Genomic DNA, 16,809 nt, shown 5'->3' on the forward strand with positions numbered 1-16,809 from the left:
TCAGGTCAGGCCTTCTTGCGGATGAGGGCCAGGAACATGGCGTCCGTACTGTGGATGTGCGGCCAAAGCTGCGCCGTGGAATCGTGGCCGGCGCCGAGGTGGCCGGTGAGGCTCACGCCATCAAGCACTGCACCGGCGTCGAGCAGCTCCAGGTCATCGCGTTTACGGAGAACATCGGTGACCACCGCTGTGGTTTCGGCCGGGTGGGGCGAGCACGTGACATAAGCCACCACGCCGCCGGGCCGGACAGCGGCCAGGGCTGATTTCAGGAGGTCGCGCTGCAGCGGTCCCAGGTCCGCCAGGTCCTTGGGCGTGCGGCGCCAGCGCGATTCCGGCCGGCGCCGGAGTGCGCCGAGCCCGCTGCACGGGACATCAACCAGCACCCGGTCGAAGGATTCGGGGTGTTCAGTTCCGACGTCGCGGCCGTCTCCGGTTCGGACCCGCCAAACGTCCCTGGGCACGGCCGAAAGGGCCTGGCTCACCAGTTTGGCCCGGTGCGGAGCCGGTTCATTGGCGAGCAGCGTTGCGCCCTTCTGGTTTGCCAGCGCGCCGAGCAGGGCCGCCTTGCCGCCGGGGCCTGCGCACAGATCCAGCCAGGCCTCTTCGGTAGCGTCCGCACCGGGACCTGCTGCGGGACGCGGTGCCAGGTCCACCGCGGCCATGGCACGGGCCACCAGCTGCGAGCCGACGTCCTGGACCCGGGTGCTGCCTTCACGCACGGATGCGAGCCGGCCAAGGTCGCCGCCACTGGACAGCGCAGAACCTTCCACCAGTTCACCGGGAGTGGCTCCGTTTTCCAAGGCTTCTTCAAGGCTTCCCAGCCCGGGCAGAGCAACGAGGTTTACTACCGGAGCGGCGTTGTCCGCCTCAAGGAGTTCGTTGATTTCCGACGCGGACCGGCCGTGTGCCACCAGGGACTGGCGCATGGCGCGGACAATCCATTCGGGGTGGGCGTAGCGCAGGGACGCGATCCTGGTTTCGTCGGTTTCGCCGGCGACAAGGAGCTCCAGCCACTCCTCCAGGGTGTGGGCCGTGACCTTCCGCAGCACCGCGTTGATCAGGGCGGAGGGCCCGGCACCGATCACTGCCCGGGCCAGCCCGACGGTCTGGTCCAGGGCCGCGTGTGCCGGTACCCGCATCGCCAGGATCTGATGGACACCGATCCGCAGGGCGTCGAGGATGGCGGGATCGAGCTGGTCCAGCGGACGGTCCACGCACAGGGCCAGGATGGCATCGTAGGTGCCCTGCCCGCGCAATGCGCCGTAGCTTAGTTCGGTGGCGAAGCCGGCGTCGCGTTTGTCCAGGCCGTGATGGCGGATCCGGGACGGAAGGACCAGGTTGGCGTAGGCGTCCTCGGCGCTGACCGCGCGCAGGACTTCAAAGGCCACCAGCCGCGCAGGATCCGCGCGCCGGGTGCGTTCGGAGGGTGCACTGCCCGTAAAGCTCCGCTCGGCGGGCCTGTTCCGCTCCCGGCCCTGCGCGTTGCGCTGGCTGCCGTCCCGCGGCCCGCCTTTCCCGCGTCCGCCGCGTGGGGCGCCCCTCCCGCCGGCACCGCTCCCGCTGCCGCCTGCATTGCCGCCGGACTCGCTCATTCGAATACCACGCTTTCAAGTGTTGCCAATCCGCGGGCCCAGTCGGCTGCGGCCATCATTTTTTTGCCTGCGGGCTGGATCCTGGTCAGTTCCACCGCATGGGACCCCGTTCCCACCAGGACGCTCTTGCCGTCGAGGCTGACCTCACCGGGGGCCAGGTCAGGGGCCTCCGGCCGCAGCCTCACCGGTTCCAGTTTGACCCGCTGGCCATCCAGTGTGGTCCACGCGCCAGGCTCGGGAGTGACCCCGCGGGCACGCCGCCCGATTGCCAGTGCCGGCTGGTTCCAGTGGAGCCTGCCGTCCTCAAGGGTCAGCTTGGGTGCCAGGGAGACCTCGCCCACCTGGGCCTGCGGGGCCGCCTTGCCTGCTTCGACCGCTGAGAGCGTCTGTGTCAGCAGGACAGCCCCGCTGTGGGAGAGCCGCTCCAGCAGCGCCCCCGCAGTGTCATCTTTGCCGACGCGTTCAGTCAGCGTCCCGAAGACAGGTCCGGTGTCCAGCCCTTCCTCCAGCAGGAACGTCACGGCACCGGTGACGTCGTCGCCGGCTATCAGGGCCCGCTGGACCGGAGCGGCGCCGCGCCAGGCGGGCAGGAGGGAGAAGTGAAGGTTGATCCAGCCGTGCCGGGGAATGTCCAGGGCAGAACGGGGAATCAGTCCGCCGTACGCCACGATGGCGGCGACGTCCGGCCCGGCTGCGGCGATTTTTTCCGTGACGGCTTCGTCCACGCGGGTGGCGTGAATGACGTCAATTCCCAGCTCGGCCGCCCGCGCTGCAACGGGCGACGGCGTCAGCACCCGTTTGCGCCCTATCGGCGCGTCCGGACGGGTCAGGACCGCAACGACCTCAAAGCCCGCTTTGACGAGCGCGTTCAGTGACGGAACCGCCACGGCGGGAGTGCCGGCGAAAAGTACCCTCATGTGTTGGCGCCGCCGCCAAAGCTTGCGCCGCCAAAACTGGACCCGACCGTCTTGGCCCGTTTCGTCGTCGTGCGTTCCGTAACGGCGTCGTAGTTGGCGTTGCGGATGGAACGCAGGGCTTCCTTGCGGTCCTCACCCTCCAGCCGGTCGGTGAAGAGGATGCCGTCCAGATGGTCAGTCTCATGCTGGAAACAACGGGCCAGGAGGCCCTCCCCCTCGATGGAAACAGGGTTCCCGTTCAGGTCAACGCCGGTGGCACGCGTGAAGCGGAAGCGGCGGACGGGGAAGGCGAGGCCGGGGATGGAAAGGCAGCCCTCTACGTGGTCAGCCTGGTGGTCGTCGCTGTTTTCCAGCACAGGGTTGATGATGTGGCCCTCCACACCGTCAATCCTGTAGGTGAAGACCCGCTTGCTGACCCCGATCTGGGGGGCTGCCAGGCCTGCGCCGTCCACGTCCTCCATGGTCTCGGTCATATCCGCCACCAGCTTGGCGAGTTCGGGCCCGAAATCCGTCACGGGATCGGCAACTGTACGGAGCACAGGATCACCAATGATGCGGATATTCAGAATGGCCATGTGCTGTTATTCCTCACGGTGGTAAAAACGATCAACCTGTCCAGTTTAGGCGCAGGGCAACCTGGCGGGGACTGGCCTAGGCGCTTCGGACCTGGGCTGACGGAGGCGGAGCCACGGGAAGCAGGGCAGAACCGGCGGCGAGCGTGTCAGCAGACAGCTCCCAGACCCGCCGCAGGGCGCAGAATTTCCACCAATGGTGTTTCAGGACGTCCGGGTTGGCGCGGACCGGGCGGACCTCGGTCTCGCCGATGGCCACTGCCAGGAGCAGCGGGGCCTCGCCGTACTTCCAGGCTTCCCATTCCCCGGCCACCGGGTCCACGAGGCTTTCTTCGGCTTTCATTCCCGCCACGAGCTGCATGACCACCTTGTCATCCAGGGGCTTCACTGTGCCGTCCCGGGTAGTGCCTTTGGTTTTGTAGTCAATAAGGCAGATCCGGCCGTTGATGCGGGCCACGAGGTCCAGGGTTCCGGCGTAGCCCACTGATTTGTTCCAGACAGTGATTTCCGGGGCGAGGGGCTCCACGTCATACAGCTCCCACCACTCGTCAAACCGGAGGGCAAAGGCTTCCTCGCCGTTGGCGGCCAGCGCCTCCCGGGTCTCCTTCATGGCATGGGGGCGGCCCAAGGCACGGAGCGCCACCTGCTCGCAGTAACTGTGGACGCGGTCACCACGCCTGGCTGCGTCATCCCGGTAGGTCTCTGCCGCTTTGGATGCCCGGTTGACGGCCTGACGGATTTTCGCCGGGCTGCCCAGGCAATCAGCAAGCAGCGGGTCCTTGGCCAGGCTGCTGGCGCCCATGTATCCGAACCAGCCATCCAGGCCGTGCGGCTGCTGGCCGATGACGGTGGTGATGGACGGAACGGAGAACTGCTCGGAGGTGGACCGCGCGTACATGCGCCCGTATTCCGTGGCGTGGGCAAGGAGTGGATCAGTCATACAAAGACTCTTTCACAGGGGGCTGACAGAAAGGCTGACAGTTGGCGGCACAAAAAAGGTCCGTTTCCACTCGTTGGAGCGGAAACGGACCAGCTTGCTCGGTGGGCGATACTGGGTTCGAACCAGTGACCTCTTCGGTGTGAACGAAGCGCGCTACCACTGCGCCAATCGCCCCGATGCCTTTGAATGCTAGCGGACCGGGCGGGGTTTATGGAAATCGAAAAAGCGCCGGAAGCGAATTACAGGCCTGTAATTCCGAAAAACCCCTAGATTGCAGGGATCCAGCCGGTCTGCGGTGGCGTAAAGCGGCGCGATTTGGAGAATCCCTGAACCTCCTATAGAGTTCTTACTCGTTGGAACGCGAGGAAATGCCCGAAAACGGCACGGAATTCACGCTCCGAATGCGGACGTAGCTCAGCTGGTAGAGCACCACCTTGCCAAGGTGGATGTCGCGAGTTCGAATCTCGTCGTCCGCTCGCAGGACACTGTCATGACAACGGTTTTTCGGAACCGGTGCTTACACGGTGGGTTGGCCGAGAGGCGAGGCAGCGGCCTGCAAAGCCGTTTACACGGGTTCGAATCCCGTACCCACCTCGGTGAAAACCATAGGGTTTCCGGTTTACTCCGGATCTCACATGGGCGATTGGCGCAGCGGTAGCGCGCTTCCCTGACACGGAAGAGGTCACTGGTTCGATCCCAGTATCGCCCACCAGGCAAGGAAACTTGCTTCATGCAGTACGTAGGGCCCCAGGTTCTTCGCACTTCATACGCGGACGTAGCTCAGCTGGTAGAGCACCACCTTGCCAAGGTGGATGTCGCGAGTTCGAATCTCGTCGTCCGCTCTCATCTCCCCCAATAACCGAAGTGCACCAGCTTCAGGTTTCGGGCGATTGGCGCAGCGGTAGCGCGCTTCCCTGACACGGAAGAGGTCACTGGTTCGATCCCAGTATCGCCCACAGCAGCAGCTCTTTACGGGCTGCTTTTTTGTTGCCCTTTTCCTTTCGTCGGATCACGGAGCCCGTCCGATCCGCTCCGGGCGAACGGCCAGCACACCCTCTTTCCTTGGCATGCCCAGGAGACAGGGCTAGGATCGTTTGCGGAGGAGCGAACTGGCTCCGTTATTGAAGGGAGGTGCTCGTGGGACTGATTGACGATCTTAAGGGCAAGGCTCAGGGTCTTATCCATGGCAACGAGCAGGCCATCAAGGACGGTCTTACCAAGGCCGGCGATTTCGTCGACTCGAAGACTGGCGGCAAGTACGCCGGTCACGTCGACAAAATCCAGGATGGTGCTTCCAAGCTCATTGACAAAAACGGTACTCCCGGCGCGGCCCCTGCCACTGAGCAGGTTCCGCCGGTCACGCCCGTCAACCCGGCACCGCCGGTGAATCCGGTTCCGCCGGTTGACAAGGCTCCGTAAGGATTTGGCCAGGGCTTTGCCCTAGCACGTCAAGGGGGTGCAGGTCCCGCCGGGAGGCGGCACCTGCACCTTTGGCGTTTAAGCAGCGCCAATACACCAACGCGGGGTCAGATATCGCCCCTCCGAGACCCCCGGAGGGGCGATATCTGACCCCGCGTTGGTGTATTGGCGGTCAGGACGGCTCGTGGTTCTGGCCCTCGCGCGCCAGTGCTGTCAGGCGGGAGACAGCGCGGAAGTACTTCTTGGTATATCCGCCGTGCATCATCTCGTCGGTGAACAGCTTGTCGAAGGGAACGCCGCTGGCAAGGATGGGAACATCCTTGTCGTACAGCCTGTCCGCAAGCACCACGAAGCGGAGGGCAACGGACTGTTCGGTGATGGTTTCCACGTTGCGCCACACCACACCGTCGATCCCGTCAATCAGCTGGCGGTAACGGCTGGGGTGGACCCCGGCGAGGTGGGCGATCAGCGTGCTGAATTCGTCCTGCGCCACGGTCTTGCCATCGAACTCGGCCTTCATCTGGGCGGCGAGCTGGCTGTTCTTCAGCGGGGACGGCGGGGTGGGGAGGCCGCGGTGCCGGAAGTCTTCGCCGTCGATCCGGAGCACGTCAAACTGGTCCGCCAGGACCTGGATCTCCCGCTGGAAGTCGACGGCGGCGAAGCGGCCGTCGCCCAGCGAGCCGGGCAGGGTGTTGGACGTCGCTGCGAGCTTGACGCCGGCGTCGGCCAGTTCCCGCATGAGCCGGGACATCAGGACTGTGTCGCCCGGGTCATCGAGCTCGAACTCGTCGATGCACACCAGTTTGTAGTGGCTCAGGGCCTCTACGGTCTTGCGGAACGACAGAGCCCCCACGAGGTTGGTGTACTCCACGAACGTACCGAATGCCTTGGGGCCGGGCGCTGCATGCCAGAGCGAAGCCAGCAGGTGGGTTTTGCCGACGCCGAATCCGCCGTCGAGGTAGATGCCCGCCCTCGTTTCCACTTTCTTGCTGAAGAGCTTCTTGAACAGCCCGGCGCCGTCGCCTGCTCCCACTCCCCCGGCGAAGCCTTCCAGTGCCCTGACCGCTGCGGCCTGGGACGGCTGGTTGGGATCGGGCCGGTAACTGGCAAAAGAGACCTTGCCGAACCGCGGCGAGGGATAGAAGCCCTTGAGGAGCTCATCCACCGACACTGCCGGAGTGCGGGCAGCAAGCTGTTCGATCTGTACCAAGGTGGTCCGTTCTGCTGGTGGGTTGTCCCCAGAAAGAATACCGGCAATGACGGCGGCCTCCTCCGTCCAGCCACCGTCAGGCTCCGTAGCGTGACGAAAGCCATATTTCCCTCTGTTAACGGGAACCGGACAACGCAGCCGGGCGTGGCTAGTGTGGATGGGAGGTTCAACCGTCCGTCAGCAGATCCGCAGTACGTCTTTCGTGAAAGGCCATCACCGTGTCCTACCCAGTAGAACAAAACGAGAAGTTTGCCGCCTACGCCAACCCGGAGCGCCTGGTATCCACTGAATGGCTCGCTGCCGCCCTCGAGTCCGGCGCAGTGGCGGACGGGAAGCTCGTAGTGGTCGAATCCGACGAGGACGTCCTGCTTTACGAGACGGGCCATATCCCTGGATCGGTCAAGATCGACTGGCACACAGACCTCAACGATGAAGTGACGCGGGATTACGTGGACGGCAGTGCCTTCGCCGCCCTGGCAGCAGCCAAAGGCATCTCCCGCGATTCCACAGTGGTCATCTACGGCGACAAATCCAACTGGTGGGCCGCGTACGCCCTGTGGGTCTTCACCCTCTTCGGCCACGAGGACGTCCGCCTGCTGGACGGCGGCCGGGACAAATGGATCGCCGAAGGGCGGGAACTGACCACCGAAACGTCCACCCCTGAGCCGGGCGACTACCCGGTGGTGGAGCGCAACGATGCCCCCATCCGTGCGTTCAAGGAAGACGTGCTGGCGCACTTCGGCAATCCCCTGATCGATGTCCGCTCCACCGAGGAATACACGGGCCAGCGGACCCACATGCCGGCCTACCCCGAGGAAGGCGCGCTCCGCGGCGGCCACATCCCCACGGCGGCATCAATCCCCTGGGCCCGTGCAGCTGCTGCGGACGGAACGTACCGCAGCCGCAACGAACTCGAGGCCCTGTACCTGGACGAAGCGGGCCTGGTGGCCGGCGATGACGTCGTGGCCTACTGCCGTATCGGCGAGCGTTCCAGCCACACCTGGTTCGCACTGAAGTACCTGCTGGGCTTCGACACCGTCCGGAACTACGACGGCTCCTGGACCGAGTGGGGCAACGCCGTACGCGTTCCCATCGTCAAGGGCGCGGAACGCGGCACGGTCCCGGCGTAAACTGGGACCGATGACTACACATGACCTGCCCGCCGCGCTGGCGGAAATTGTCGATGACTTCCAGGCACTGACGGAGCCCGAGCGGCTTCAGCTGCTGCTCGAGTTCTCGCGTGAACTGCCCGAGCTGCCGGACCGGCTGAAGGACCACCCCGAGCTCCTGGAGCAGGTGGTGGAATGCCAGTCGCCGTTGTTCCTGACAATTGAAACGGAAAAGAACGACGCCGGCACGGCCAACAGCGTCCGGCTCTACTTCAAAGCCCCACCGGAAGCCCCCACCACCCGCGGCTTCGCCGGCGTACTGCACGAGGGACTGGACGGCCTCACCGCTGCTGAGATTCTGGCTGTGCCCGATGACATGCCGGAACTCCTTGGCCTAACCCGTGCCATCACGCCGCTGCGGATGCGTGGCATGACCGCGATGCTGGGCCGCATCAAACGCAAGGTCGCGGCCACCTCCCGGCCCGGGTCCTGAAGACCGGACCGGAACTGAACCTCTTGGGGCGCAAGAGTTCGTCTAAAGGAACGCCGGCCACAGCCATACTGGCTGCGGCAGGCGTTCCTTTTGTGCTGCATCCCTACACCCACGATCCGGCTGCTGCCAGTTACGGCACCGAAGCCGCCGAAGCCCTGGGCATCGCCCCGGAAAAGGTCTTCAAGACCCTCATGGTTGAGGTTGAAGGCAGGCTGGCGGTGGGAGTGGTGCCGGTCAGCGGGAACCTTGACCTCAAGGCGTTCGCCGCCGCCCTTGGTGCAAAAAAGGCTGGAATGGCGGACCCCGCTGCGGCCGAACGCCGCACCGGCTACGTCCTGGGCGGGATCTCGCCGCTTGGCCAGCGCCAGCAGTCCCCTACGGTGGTTGACGGCAGTGCCCTCACCTTCGAAACCGTGCTGGTTTCGGGGGGCAAGCGGGGCTTGGACATTGAGCTGGCCCCGGCCGACCTCATCCGCCTGACGTCCGCCGTCACCGCCGCGATCGGCACCCGCACCAGCTAGCCTCCGGCGGGCGCGTCCCCGAACTGGCGCTGGCCGGGATTCAGGCGCGGGGCCAGCTGGGGCCGCAGCCACGCTTTGACCAGGCTCTCCCAGCGCTCCGGATCCACGTTCCATTCCTTGGTGTGCCGTGCGTGGTTAAAGGTCTCGAACGTGACCATTTCGGCATTCCGCTCCGCCAGGACCGTTGACGGGCCATAGGGAACGTACTCGTCATCAACGCTGTGGATGATCAGCGTGGGTGTCCGCACTTCCACCGCACGGGCCACCCAGTCCATGGCCTTAAGGTCCACGGGGGCGGCAAGTCCGGTGAGCCTGCGGCCCAGCGGGTGGCCGAGCATCAGCTGCCCGTACCGGCCCACCAGGGACGGGATCCGGTTCAGCTGCGCGTGATGGGCCAGGACGTTGACCCAGTTGATCACCGGCGCATCCAGGACCATGGCCCGGATCAGGTGGCGGTAGCGTGACAGGTCCGCCGTCTGAAGGCAGATGGCCCCGCCCATGGACCACCCGAAAAGTACGATCTCCTCGGCCCCGTTGGCCAGCGCAAACTCGATGGCAGCGTCCACGTCGTGCCACTCCGTGGATCCCAGCCCGTAGCGGCCATCGTTGGCCGACGGTGCCAGTCCGTCGTTCCGGTAAGACACCAGAAGGCTGGTCAGCCCCAGTTCCAGTGCGGGTCCAACCGCGCGGATGGCCTCCTGGCGGGTCGCGCCGCGGCCGTGAACCATAATCGCCCACGTCCGGGCTGTGCCGCCGGCGGGGACCAGCCACGCAGGCGCTTCGCCGCCGTCGACCTCGATCAGGACATCCTCGGCAGCGTAGCCCGCGGCTGCTGGATCGGGATGGATGGCACCGCTCCACCACCCGCGGCGGGCCTTGTCCAGGTCACCGGCGTAAACAGCCTCCACTTCCCGCAGGACTGTGCCGTCCGCCGGCGAGTAGGACACGATCCGGCCGATCCGGGCATGGCCCTTGCCGCCGTCGAAGAACAACCCGTAGACGCCGTCAACGATGGTGTCCGGGGTGGCAGCCAGGATCACCTGCCGCCCGCTGCCTTCCCGGATCACCGCCAGGACTTCCTGGTCGGCAGCACGCTGCCTTACCGGGGTGATGACGCGCCGGGCGAAGTAAACGGCGAGCGCGGAGGACCCCGTGGCCAGTAAGCCTGCAAGTGCTCCACCGCCAAGCACACCGCCGAGGGCCCACTTGGTGCGCGACGACATACCGCCGTCGGCCTGGAGCGGGGTTGTCGCCGTCAACGTGGGTGTACGCGTGGAAGGTGCCATGGAACCATTCTTACTGCCCGGAGCCGGTTGGCCACATTCCACGCGGCGCACTGGCGGGCAAAGGATGCAGCAGAGAGGGTGCACGGCTAGGCTGATGCCATGAGCGATCCAATCGTCATCCTGACCGAAGAACCCCTGGGCGCGGACGACCGCGTGAACATCGAACGGCTGGTGGGCGGATCAGACACCCCACTTGTCCTGTTGGTACCGGGCAACACTGAACGGCATCTGCTGGTGGACTTCCTGGAGAACCTCTCCCTGCTGGACATCGCAAAAGCGTTCCGTGAGCTGACTGCCCACGCCCCGGACCGCAACGCCGAACGTGCGGAGGCCGCCGAGACGCTGGCCGCCTCGCTGGCTGCCTTGGACGGGCTGGGCGGCGGGATAACAGGGGAAGTTGTGGACGGCGGCGCCGTCAATGGCCTTGTCAGCAAGGTCAAGGAACTCGGCGCGAGCCAGGCTGTGGTGATTACGCGGCCCCACGCCGTGGCGGACACGTTCCACACCGACTGGGCCAACAAAGCCCAGGACCAGCTCGGGCTGCCCGTACTGCACCTGTACGCCGGTTCGGGATTTATCGGCGACTCCTGAGCGTTGATCACACTATGAGCATCTTCGGAAAGAGCAGCATCTTCGGTAACAAGGCCACCGCGTCCATTCCCGGCACCGTCACTGACACCGGTAATTCCGGCACGCCCGGGCCCGCAGTCCGGAAAACCGACGACGAATGGCGGCAGGAACTCACGCCGGAGGAGTACCGCGTGCTGCGGCAGGCCGGTACGGAGCGCCCTTATACGGGCGAGTACACTGACACGCACACCGAGGGCGTCTATCAGTGCCGCGCCTGCGGGACCGAACTCTTCAGGAGCAACGAAAAGTTCGACTCCCACTGTGGCTGGCCATCCTTCTGGGCGCCGCTGGCCGATGGCACTGTCCGCTACATCCATGACCGCACCCTCGGCATGGAGCGGGTGGAAGTACGGTGCGCGAACTGCGACTCCCACCTGGGCCATGTGTTCGAGGGCGAGGGGTACGGCACCCCTACGGACCAGCGCTTCTGCATCAACTCGGTGTCCCTCAAGCTGGTACCGCGCGACGCCGCGGACGGGCAACCCTCGGAGGCCTAGTCCGGCCAGACACGGTTTCGCCCGCACCTGACACTGTTGATTCTCCCGTCTAGCATGAGGATCTCTTATGCTAGAGCGGTTTTGGAATTAGGGAATCTGGTTGCTTGTTACGCTCGCGGTAGAGCTTAGCAACGAGAAAGGCAGTCCGACATGACCGTCACCATTACCAGTGTCCCCACCCGGATTTCGGCGGAGAATCCCGCGTGGATACGACTCAAGACTGCTGCCCAGGCACTTCAGGCACTGCAGAGCCAGGACGGTTCGGTGGCCGACCCCGCCAACCACGCTGAAGCGCGGGTCCAGGTCTCGGCCATCACGGATTCCCTGGCCCGGCTGGCGCCGCTGGTCCCCCACGACGCCGATTACCTTGAGGCAGCCGCGGCAGACTTCCGCACCTGGGCGGGCGGAGAAGACGGCTCCGAAAGTGCCGGGTTCGGCGTGCCGGATTTCCTCAACTCGCTCCTGGCCTTCCAGCCCCAACTGCAGCGCCGCGACGGGCTGCAGCATGTGGTCGTCTTCCCCATGTACACCCAGAACGGAAGCAGCAGCAGGCTGGTGGAGGCTGTCCTGATCGAAGTCATCTGGCCGGACTTCGTTGCCGAACTTGAATCCGGGGACTACTCCAACAGGCTCTTCGTGCCTGTCAGGTTTCTGGACTTCACGGCTGGTTACGACACCAACTCCGCTGTCCTGTTCCCCGAAACCGTGGCTGTCCGGCAGACGCACGCCTTCACGTGGGGCGCGATCTTCGCGGACCGCGAGGCGGCCCGTTTCCGGCGGGTCCTGGGCGCTGCGGCGGCCACCACCTCGCTGGAGCTTCCCGACGGCGCAGCGGAGCTGCTTTCGGACCAGAAGCTCACCGAGGCCACGTTTGTGATGTGGGACCTGATCCACGACCGCACGCATATGCGCGGGGACCTGCCCTTTGACCCGTTCATGATCAAGCAGCGCATGCCGTACTTCCTGTACTCCCTCGAGGAACTCCGCTGTGACCTCACCGCCTTCCGCGAGTCCGTCCGGATCGAAAAGGACGAGGCTGCAGACCCGCAGGCCCGCCGCCACGCCAAGCTGGTGCAGTACGCCATCATCTTCGACCGGATTTTCCGTTTTGCGATCACCGGCAGCCGGGTGCGCAACTACGACGGCTTGGGCGGACAACTGCTGTTCGCGTGGCTGCACCAGCACCACGTCCTCCACTGGACCGACAGCCGGCTCGCCATTGACTGGGACCAGGTGGCGGACGCCGTCATCGCCCTCGGGGCCACCATCGATGACCTGTATTGGCGTTCCATTGACCGGCCCAAGATGGCCCACTGGCTCGCCGCCTACCAGCTGATCTCCGCCACGCTCACGCCCAGCCCTGCGTCGGTATGGGCCAAGGGTGCGGACGCGCTGCCCGTTGCCGGTCCCCCGCGCGGGCTGACGGACCAGGTGCTGGACGACGAATTCCCGCTGTCCATGTTCTACGAGGCATTGGAGAAGAAAATGCGTCCCGTCATCGAATCCACCGCAGGCATCACCGGAACGTCGGAAGTGTGAGCGGTGAGGTGAGCCCGCAACGGCCGGCCGACGACGCGCCCGTCCCGGACGGCGGACGGGCGCTGAACGTCCTGGTCACCGGCGGCAGCGGAGCATCCGGGATCGCAGTGGCCCGTGCCCTGCGCCAGGCCGGGTTCCGGGTCTTCACTGTGGGGTCAGACAGGCGCCGCATCGAAGACGCTGCCCGGAACGCGGGCGACGGCGTCACGCCACTGGTGTGCGATCTCGCGGATCTGTCCGCAGTCCAGGACCTCCGTGAGACCATCTCGGGCACCGCAGGTCCGCCGGACGCAGTGATCCACCTTGTGGGCGGCTGGCGCGGCGCCACGGGAATTGAGGACCAGAGCGACGACGACTGGGAATTCCTGGAGCGCGGTGCCATCACCACGCTCAGGAATGTGACCCGGGTCTTCTATGCCGATCTGGCAGCCTCCCCCAGCGGGAGGTTTGCCATGGTCTCCTCGACGGCGGTGGACAAGCCGCTTGCAGCAAACGCCAGCTATGCGGCAGCCAAGGCCGCTGCCGAAGCATGGACCATGGCCATGGCAGAAGGACTGGGGCGCAGCGCCGCAGGCACGGACAGCCCTGACCGCACAGGCAGTGAACCCGGCAGTGCCGCCGTCGTCCTGGTGGTGAAGGCGCTGGTCGACGCGGACGTCCGGAAGCGGCACCCGGAACGGACGTTCCCCGGTGCCACCGACGTCGAGGAGCTGGCGGCCGCCGTCGTCGGTCTCTTCAGCCGCCCGGCAAGCGAGCTGAACGGCCGGCGGCTGGTCCTCGCCTCCTGACCCCTTGTCCCTAGACTGAGAACGTGAGCAAAGCAATGACAACAACTGCCCAGGCCCCCGCCACTGTTGAGAATGGCAGCGGACGGCTGCACGATCCGGCCGTTCGCGGTTTCGCTTCGGACAACTATTCAGGTGTCCACCCGAAGGTGCTGGCGGCACTGGCTGCGGCCAACGAAGGCCATCAGGTGTCCTACGGCGAGGATGACTACACGGCCCGGCTGCAGGAGCTGATGGAGGAGCACTTCGGCGCCGGCATCGAATGCTTCCCGGTGTTCAACGGAACCGGCGCCAACGTCCTGGCGCTGCAGTCGCTGCTGCCACGGTGGGGCGCTGTGGTGTGCGCGTCGACGGCCCACATCAATATGGACGAGAACGGCGCCCCGGAACGGATTGGCGGGATCAAGCTCCTGCACGTCCCTACCCCCGACGGCAAGCTGACGCCGGAGCTGATTGACCGTGAGGCCTGGGGCTGGGGCGATGAGCACCGTGCCCAGCCGTTGGCTGTGTCCATCACGCAGACCACGGAACTGGGGACCTGCTACACCCCGGCCGAAGTACGCGCCATCGCAGACCATGTCCACGCCAAGGGCATGAAGCTCCACATGGACGGCGCCCGGCTGGCCAACGCCGCAGCGCACCTGCAGGTGCCGCTGCGGGCATTCACGCGAGACGCCGGTGTGGACATCCTGTCCTTCGGCGGCACCAAAAACGGACTGCTTTACGGCGAAGTGGTGGTTGCACTGAACCCTGAAGCGGCCCACGGCCTGATCTACCTGCGCAAAATGAACATGCAGCTGGCTTCGAAAATGCGTTTCCTGTCCGCCCAGTTCATTGCGCTCCTCGAAGACGGACTGTGGCTGCGGTCCGCTTCCCATGCCAACGCCATGGCTGCCCGGCTCCGCGCCGCCGTCGACTCCATCGACGGCGTCCGGCCCACCCAGAAGACCGAATCCAACGGCGTCTTCGCCATCCTGCCGGCAGGCGTGGCCGACCGGCTGAGGGAATACTTCCGGTTCTACGACTGGAACGCGGCCGCCCGCGAGGTGCGCTGGATGTGTTCCTTCGACACCACCGAGGACGACGTCGACGCGTTTGCGGCTGCCATCCGCAAGGAGCTTGGGCAGGTTGCCGGCCAGGCGAGGCGTCAGGCCAGGGACCGCGCCGCAAGCACGGACGCCGGGTAGCATGAGCCGGCGGACGGCGAGCCTGCGGCGGCACTCCCCTGCAGTTGCTAATCTGCGATGGTGAACTCACTCGCCCAGGTTCCCCCGGAATTTCTCCACGCCTTGGGAACCCTCCGCAAGGCCCAATGCCGCGATGAACTGCGGCTGGCGGAAATCCCCGCCCCGGCACGCCTGGCACCGTTCGCGGTGGCACTCGGGGCCGAAGTCATGGCGCCCGGCCCCAACGCAGGCACCAAACCCGTTCACGGGCCGGCTGCCATGGCACTGGCGGCCGCCTCCGGAACAGAGGACGAGGAGGAAACCGAACTCGCCACGGGCCGCTTCATCCTGCTCCACGATCCTGAGGGTTCGGCGGTCTGGGACGGCGAATTCCGCATCGTCACCTACATCCGGGCCCAGCTGGAGCCGGAAATGGGCAACGACGAAATGTTGGGCACCGTCGCCTGGACCTGGCTGGTCGAGGCACTCGAGAACCACAAGGCCCCTTACCGGGCGGCCGGCGGAACCGCCACGCGTGTCCTCTCGGAGAGCTTCGGGACACTGTCCGACAGGCCGGGCACCATCGACATCGAGCTCCGCGCGTCCTGGACGCCAGCGTCCTCGGACGTCACGGCCCACCTCGAAGCGTGGTCGGACATGGTCTGTACTTTTGCCGGCCTGCCGCCGCTGCCCGACGGCGTCTCCGCCCTTCCCCGCCGGCGCCGGAACTAGGCACCGGAACCAGGGCAGCGCCTTGTCGGTAAACTGAAGTCATCATGACCCCTCACATTCCGGAAAACACCACGGCCGGCGCCCCGGCTGCTGAAACCGCTCCCCACATCACGGTGGAAGGCTTCGACAGCCCGATCCCCGTAGTCATTGACCTCGATGCACCACGCGACGGCGTTCCGCTGGTCATCGAAACCCAGTCCGGACTGGAGCGGGCTGCAGCCGCCATCGCCGCCGGCACCGGCCCGGCAGGGGTCGACGCCGAGCGGGCCTCTGGATTCCGGTACGGCCAGCGCGCCTTCCTGGTCCAGATCCGGCGCGAGGGCTCCGGCACCTGGCTGATCGACCCCGAACCGTTCGGGAACCTGGGCATCATCAACGACGCCCTCCACGGGGTGGAATGGATCCTGCATGCAGCCAGCCAGGACCTGCCCTGCCTCTTGGAACTGGGCATGTGGCCGGACAAGCTCTTTGACACCGAGCTCGCCGCACGGCTGGCCGGCCTTCCCCGCGTTGGGCTGGCTGCCGTCATTGAACAGTTGCTGGGCTTCGGCCTGGCCAAAGAACATTCGGCCGCCGACTGGTCCACCCGGCCCTTGCCCGAGCCCTGGCTGCGTTACGCGGCGCTGGACGTTGAAGTCCTGACGGAACTCCGCGAGGAACTGATCGAGATGCTCCAGGCGGACGGCAAACTCGAATACGCGGAACAGGAATTTGCCGCCATCCTCGCCGGAGGCGTAGCCCCGCCCCGGGTTGACCCCTGGCGCAAGACCTCGGGCCTGCACCAGATCCGCGACCGGCGCCAGCTGGCCGCGGTCCGCGAGATGTGGCTGGAGCGCGATTCGCTGGCGCAAAAGCGCGACGTCGCTCCAGGCCGGCTGATTCCGGACTCCGCGCTGGTCGCGGCAGCCAAAGCCATGCCTTCCACCGTTCCCCAGTTGCTGGGCACCAAGGGCTTCCACGGCCGGGCGGCACAACGTGAGGCACCACGCTGGCTCCGGTGCATCGCGGCTGCCCGGGACCTGCCCGAGCTTCCGCCGCTGCACCTGCCCACCAACGCCCCGCCGCCGCCCCGTGTATGGGCAGACCGCGATCCCCAGGCCGCAGCACGGCTTTCCACCGCGCGTCCGCTGCTGCAGGAGAGGGCCGAAGAGCTGAACCTCCCGGTGGAAAACCTGCTGACGCCGGACCACCTCCGGCGCATAGCGTGGCGCCCGCCTGCTGATATCAGCGAAGAAACCCTGGCCGCGGAGCTCCGCACCCTCGGCGCCCGCGAATGGCAGGTGGGTCTGGTGACGCCGCTCCTCCTCGAGGCGTTCCTCAATCCGCAGCCACTGCCGGCCAAGGAAGCCAAGGCAGCCGCAGCCTCCGAATAACCACTCCTCCCCGAGCCTTGCACACTAA

The 16,809-nt window shown here is 65.9% G+C and carries 17 protein-coding genes and 6 tRNA genes; 16 read left to right on the forward strand and 7 right to left on the reverse strand.

The window, feature by feature from the left end:
* Window positions 1-5: 5 nt before the first annotated feature.
* From AC1MCA_RS01910 to AC1MCA_RS01930, 5 genes are all read right to left on the reverse strand, one after another.
* A complete protein-coding gene (locus tag AC1MCA_RS01910) occupies window positions 6-1,592 on the reverse strand; it encodes an RsmB/NOP family class I SAM-dependent RNA methyltransferase (protein ID WP_479800832.1) in 1,587 nt (528 codons plus the stop codon).
* Entirely contained in the window at window positions 1,589-2,509 is a 921-nt protein-coding gene (fmt, locus tag AC1MCA_RS01915) for a methionyl-tRNA formyltransferase (protein ID WP_479800833.1), read from the reverse strand. The genes AC1MCA_RS01910 and fmt overlap by 4 nt, the downstream gene beginning before the upstream one ends.
* On the reverse strand, window positions 2,506-3,084 hold the full coding sequence (gene def, locus AC1MCA_RS01920) for a peptide deformylase (protein WP_479800835.1): 579 nt from the start codon (window positions 3,082-3,084) through the stop codon (window positions 2,506-2,508). Before def ends, fmt begins: the two co-directional genes overlap by 4 nt.
* Window positions 3,085-3,160: 76 nt before the next feature.
* A complete protein-coding gene (locus AC1MCA_RS01925; protein ID WP_479800837.1) occupies window positions 3,161-4,021 on the reverse strand; it encodes a cytochrome in 861 nt (286 codons plus the stop codon).
* Window positions 4,022-4,123: 102 nt separating this feature from the next.
* A tRNA-Val gene (locus AC1MCA_RS01930) sits at window positions 4,124-4,195 on the reverse strand.
* Between the two features lie 229 nt (window positions 4,196-4,424).
* Between AC1MCA_RS01930 and AC1MCA_RS01935 the strand changes: the two genes are divergently transcribed.
* From AC1MCA_RS01935 to AC1MCA_RS01960, 6 genes are all read left to right on the forward strand, one after another.
* Window positions 4,425-4,497: transfer RNA gene (locus tag AC1MCA_RS01935), tRNA-Gly, on the forward strand.
* A gap of 47 nt (window positions 4,498-4,544) precedes the next feature.
* Window positions 4,545-4,615 (forward strand) — tRNA-Cys (locus tag AC1MCA_RS01940).
* A gap of 43 nt (window positions 4,616-4,658) precedes the next feature.
* Window positions 4,659-4,733 (forward strand) — tRNA-Val (locus AC1MCA_RS01945).
* Between the two features lie 57 nt (window positions 4,734-4,790).
* A tRNA-Gly gene (locus tag AC1MCA_RS01950) sits at window positions 4,791-4,863 on the forward strand.
* A gap of 42 nt (window positions 4,864-4,905) precedes the next feature.
* A tRNA-Val gene (locus tag AC1MCA_RS01955) sits at window positions 4,906-4,977 on the forward strand.
* Window positions 4,978-5,158: 181 nt separating this feature from the next.
* Window positions 5,159-5,440 (forward strand): antitoxin, encoded by a 282-nt coding sequence (locus AC1MCA_RS01960; protein ID WP_108597721.1) that lies wholly within the window; start codon window positions 5,159-5,161, stop codon window positions 5,438-5,440.
* A gap of 172 nt (window positions 5,441-5,612) precedes the next feature.
* Here the strand turns inward: AC1MCA_RS01960 and zapE are convergent, their stop codons facing one another.
* A complete protein-coding gene (gene zapE / locus AC1MCA_RS01965) occupies window positions 5,613-6,650 on the reverse strand; it encodes a cell division protein ZapE (protein ID WP_108597718.1) in 1,038 nt (345 codons plus the stop codon).
* Window positions 6,651-6,868: 218 nt separating this feature from the next.
* Here zapE and AC1MCA_RS01970 point away from each other — a divergent pair, with 218 nt between their 5' ends.
* Genes AC1MCA_RS01970 through ybaK form a run of 3 tightly spaced genes read left to right on the forward strand, consistent with a single transcriptional unit; the run spans window position 6,869 to window position 8,773 of the window.
* The gene (locus AC1MCA_RS01970) at window positions 6,869-7,780 is read left to right on the forward strand and encodes a sulfurtransferase (RefSeq protein ID WP_479800839.1); all 912 of its coding nucleotides are present in this window, start codon (window positions 6,869-6,871) and stop codon (window positions 7,778-7,780) included.
* A gap of 10 nt (window positions 7,781-7,790) precedes the next feature.
* Window positions 7,791-8,252, forward strand: a complete 462-nt coding sequence (locus AC1MCA_RS01975; RefSeq protein ID WP_108597716.1) for a SufE family protein — start codon at window positions 7,791-7,793, stop codon at window positions 8,250-8,252.
* 23 nt (window positions 8,253-8,275) lie between these two features.
* The gene (gene ybaK / locus AC1MCA_RS01980; protein WP_108597715.1) at window positions 8,276-8,773 is read left to right on the forward strand and encodes a Cys-tRNA(Pro) deacylase; all 498 of its coding nucleotides are present in this window, start codon (window positions 8,276-8,278) and stop codon (window positions 8,771-8,773) included.
* Here ybaK and AC1MCA_RS01985 read toward each other — a convergent pair.
* The gene (locus AC1MCA_RS01985) at window positions 8,770-10,059 is read right to left on the reverse strand and encodes an alpha/beta hydrolase family protein (protein WP_479800843.1); all 1,290 of its coding nucleotides are present in this window, start codon (window positions 10,057-10,059) and stop codon (window positions 8,770-8,772) included. The genes ybaK and AC1MCA_RS01985 overlap by 4 nt on opposite strands.
* Window positions 10,060-10,158: 99 nt before the next feature.
* Between AC1MCA_RS01985 and AC1MCA_RS01990 the strand changes: the two genes are divergently transcribed.
* The 7 genes from AC1MCA_RS01990 (at window position 10,159) to AC1MCA_RS02020 (ending at window position 16,781) form a co-directional block, all read left to right on the forward strand.
* Window positions 10,159-10,650, forward strand: coding sequence for a hypothetical protein (locus tag AC1MCA_RS01990; protein WP_479800846.1), 492 nt, complete (start codon window positions 10,159-10,161; stop codon window positions 10,648-10,650).
* 14 nt (window positions 10,651-10,664) lie between these two features.
* A complete protein-coding gene (msrB, locus tag AC1MCA_RS01995) occupies window positions 10,665-11,186 on the forward strand; it encodes a peptide-methionine (R)-S-oxide reductase MsrB (protein ID WP_479800847.1) in 522 nt (173 codons plus the stop codon).
* A gap of 150 nt (window positions 11,187-11,336) precedes the next feature.
* Complete coding sequence (locus tag AC1MCA_RS02000) at window positions 11,337-12,725, forward strand: DUF6421 family protein (protein ID WP_479800851.1); 1,389 nt, start codon at window positions 11,337-11,339, stop codon at window positions 12,723-12,725.
* Between the two features lie 8 nt (window positions 12,726-12,733).
* Window positions 12,734-13,513, forward strand: a complete 780-nt coding sequence (locus AC1MCA_RS02005) for an SDR family oxidoreductase (RefSeq protein ID WP_479803247.1) — start codon at window positions 12,734-12,736, stop codon at window positions 13,511-13,513.
* A gap of 35 nt (window positions 13,514-13,548) precedes the next feature.
* Window positions 13,549-14,697, forward strand: a complete 1,149-nt coding sequence (locus tag AC1MCA_RS02010; protein WP_479803249.1) for a threonine aldolase family protein — start codon at window positions 13,549-13,551, stop codon at window positions 14,695-14,697.
* Window positions 14,698-14,754: 57 nt separating this feature from the next.
* A complete protein-coding gene (locus AC1MCA_RS02015; RefSeq protein ID WP_108600483.1) occupies window positions 14,755-15,408 on the forward strand; it encodes a DUF3000 domain-containing protein in 654 nt (217 codons plus the stop codon).
* A 44-nt stretch (window positions 15,409-15,452) separates the two neighbouring features.
* Window positions 15,453-16,781, forward strand: a complete 1,329-nt coding sequence (locus AC1MCA_RS02020) for an HRDC domain-containing protein (RefSeq protein ID WP_479800854.1) — start codon at window positions 15,453-15,455, stop codon at window positions 16,779-16,781.
* The last annotated feature ends 28 nt before the right edge of the window (window positions 16,782-16,809 follow it).

It is taken from the genome of Arthrobacter sp. BK1, assembly GCF_056680055.1.

Bases quoted from the DNA above. Each gene is read 5' to 3' on its own strand.
- AC1MCA_RS01910 (WP_479800832.1), bottom strand. From the start codon at position 1,592: ATGAGCGAGTCCGGCGGCAATGCAGGCGGCAGCGGGAGCGGTGCCGGC.
- fmt (WP_479800833.1), bottom strand. From the start codon at position 2,509: ATGAGGGTACTTTTCGCCGGCACTCCCGCCGTGGCGGTTCCGTCACTG.
- def (WP_479800835.1), bottom strand. From the start codon at position 3,084: ATGGCCATTCTGAATATCCGCATCATTGGTGATCCTGTGCTCCGTACA.
- AC1MCA_RS01925 (WP_479800837.1), bottom strand. From the start codon at position 4,021: ATGACTGATCCACTCCTTGCCCACGCCACGGAATACGGGCGCATGTAC.
- AC1MCA_RS01975 (WP_108597716.1), top strand. From the start codon at position 7,791: ATGACTACACATGACCTGCCCGCCGCGCTGGCGGAAATTGTCGATGAC.
- AC1MCA_RS01985 (WP_479800843.1), bottom strand. From the start codon at position 10,059: ATGGCACCTTCCACGCGTACACCCACGTTGACGGCGACAACCCCGCTC.
- AC1MCA_RS01990 (WP_479800846.1), top strand. From the start codon at position 10,159: ATGAGCGATCCAATCGTCATCCTGACCGAAGAACCCCTGGGCGCGGAC.
- msrB (WP_479800847.1), top strand. From the start codon at position 10,665: ATGAGCATCTTCGGAAAGAGCAGCATCTTCGGTAACAAGGCCACCGCG.
- AC1MCA_RS02000 (WP_479800851.1), top strand. From the start codon at position 11,337: ATGACCGTCACCATTACCAGTGTCCCCACCCGGATTTCGGCGGAGAAT.
- AC1MCA_RS02010 (WP_479803249.1), top strand. From the start codon at position 13,549: ATGACAACAACTGCCCAGGCCCCCGCCACTGTTGAGAATGGCAGCGGA.
- AC1MCA_RS02015 (WP_108600483.1), top strand. From the start codon at position 14,755: ATGGTGAACTCACTCGCCCAGGTTCCCCCGGAATTTCTCCACGCCTTG.
- AC1MCA_RS02020 (WP_479800854.1), top strand. From the start codon at position 15,453: ATGACCCCTCACATTCCGGAAAACACCACGGCCGGCGCCCCGGCTGCT.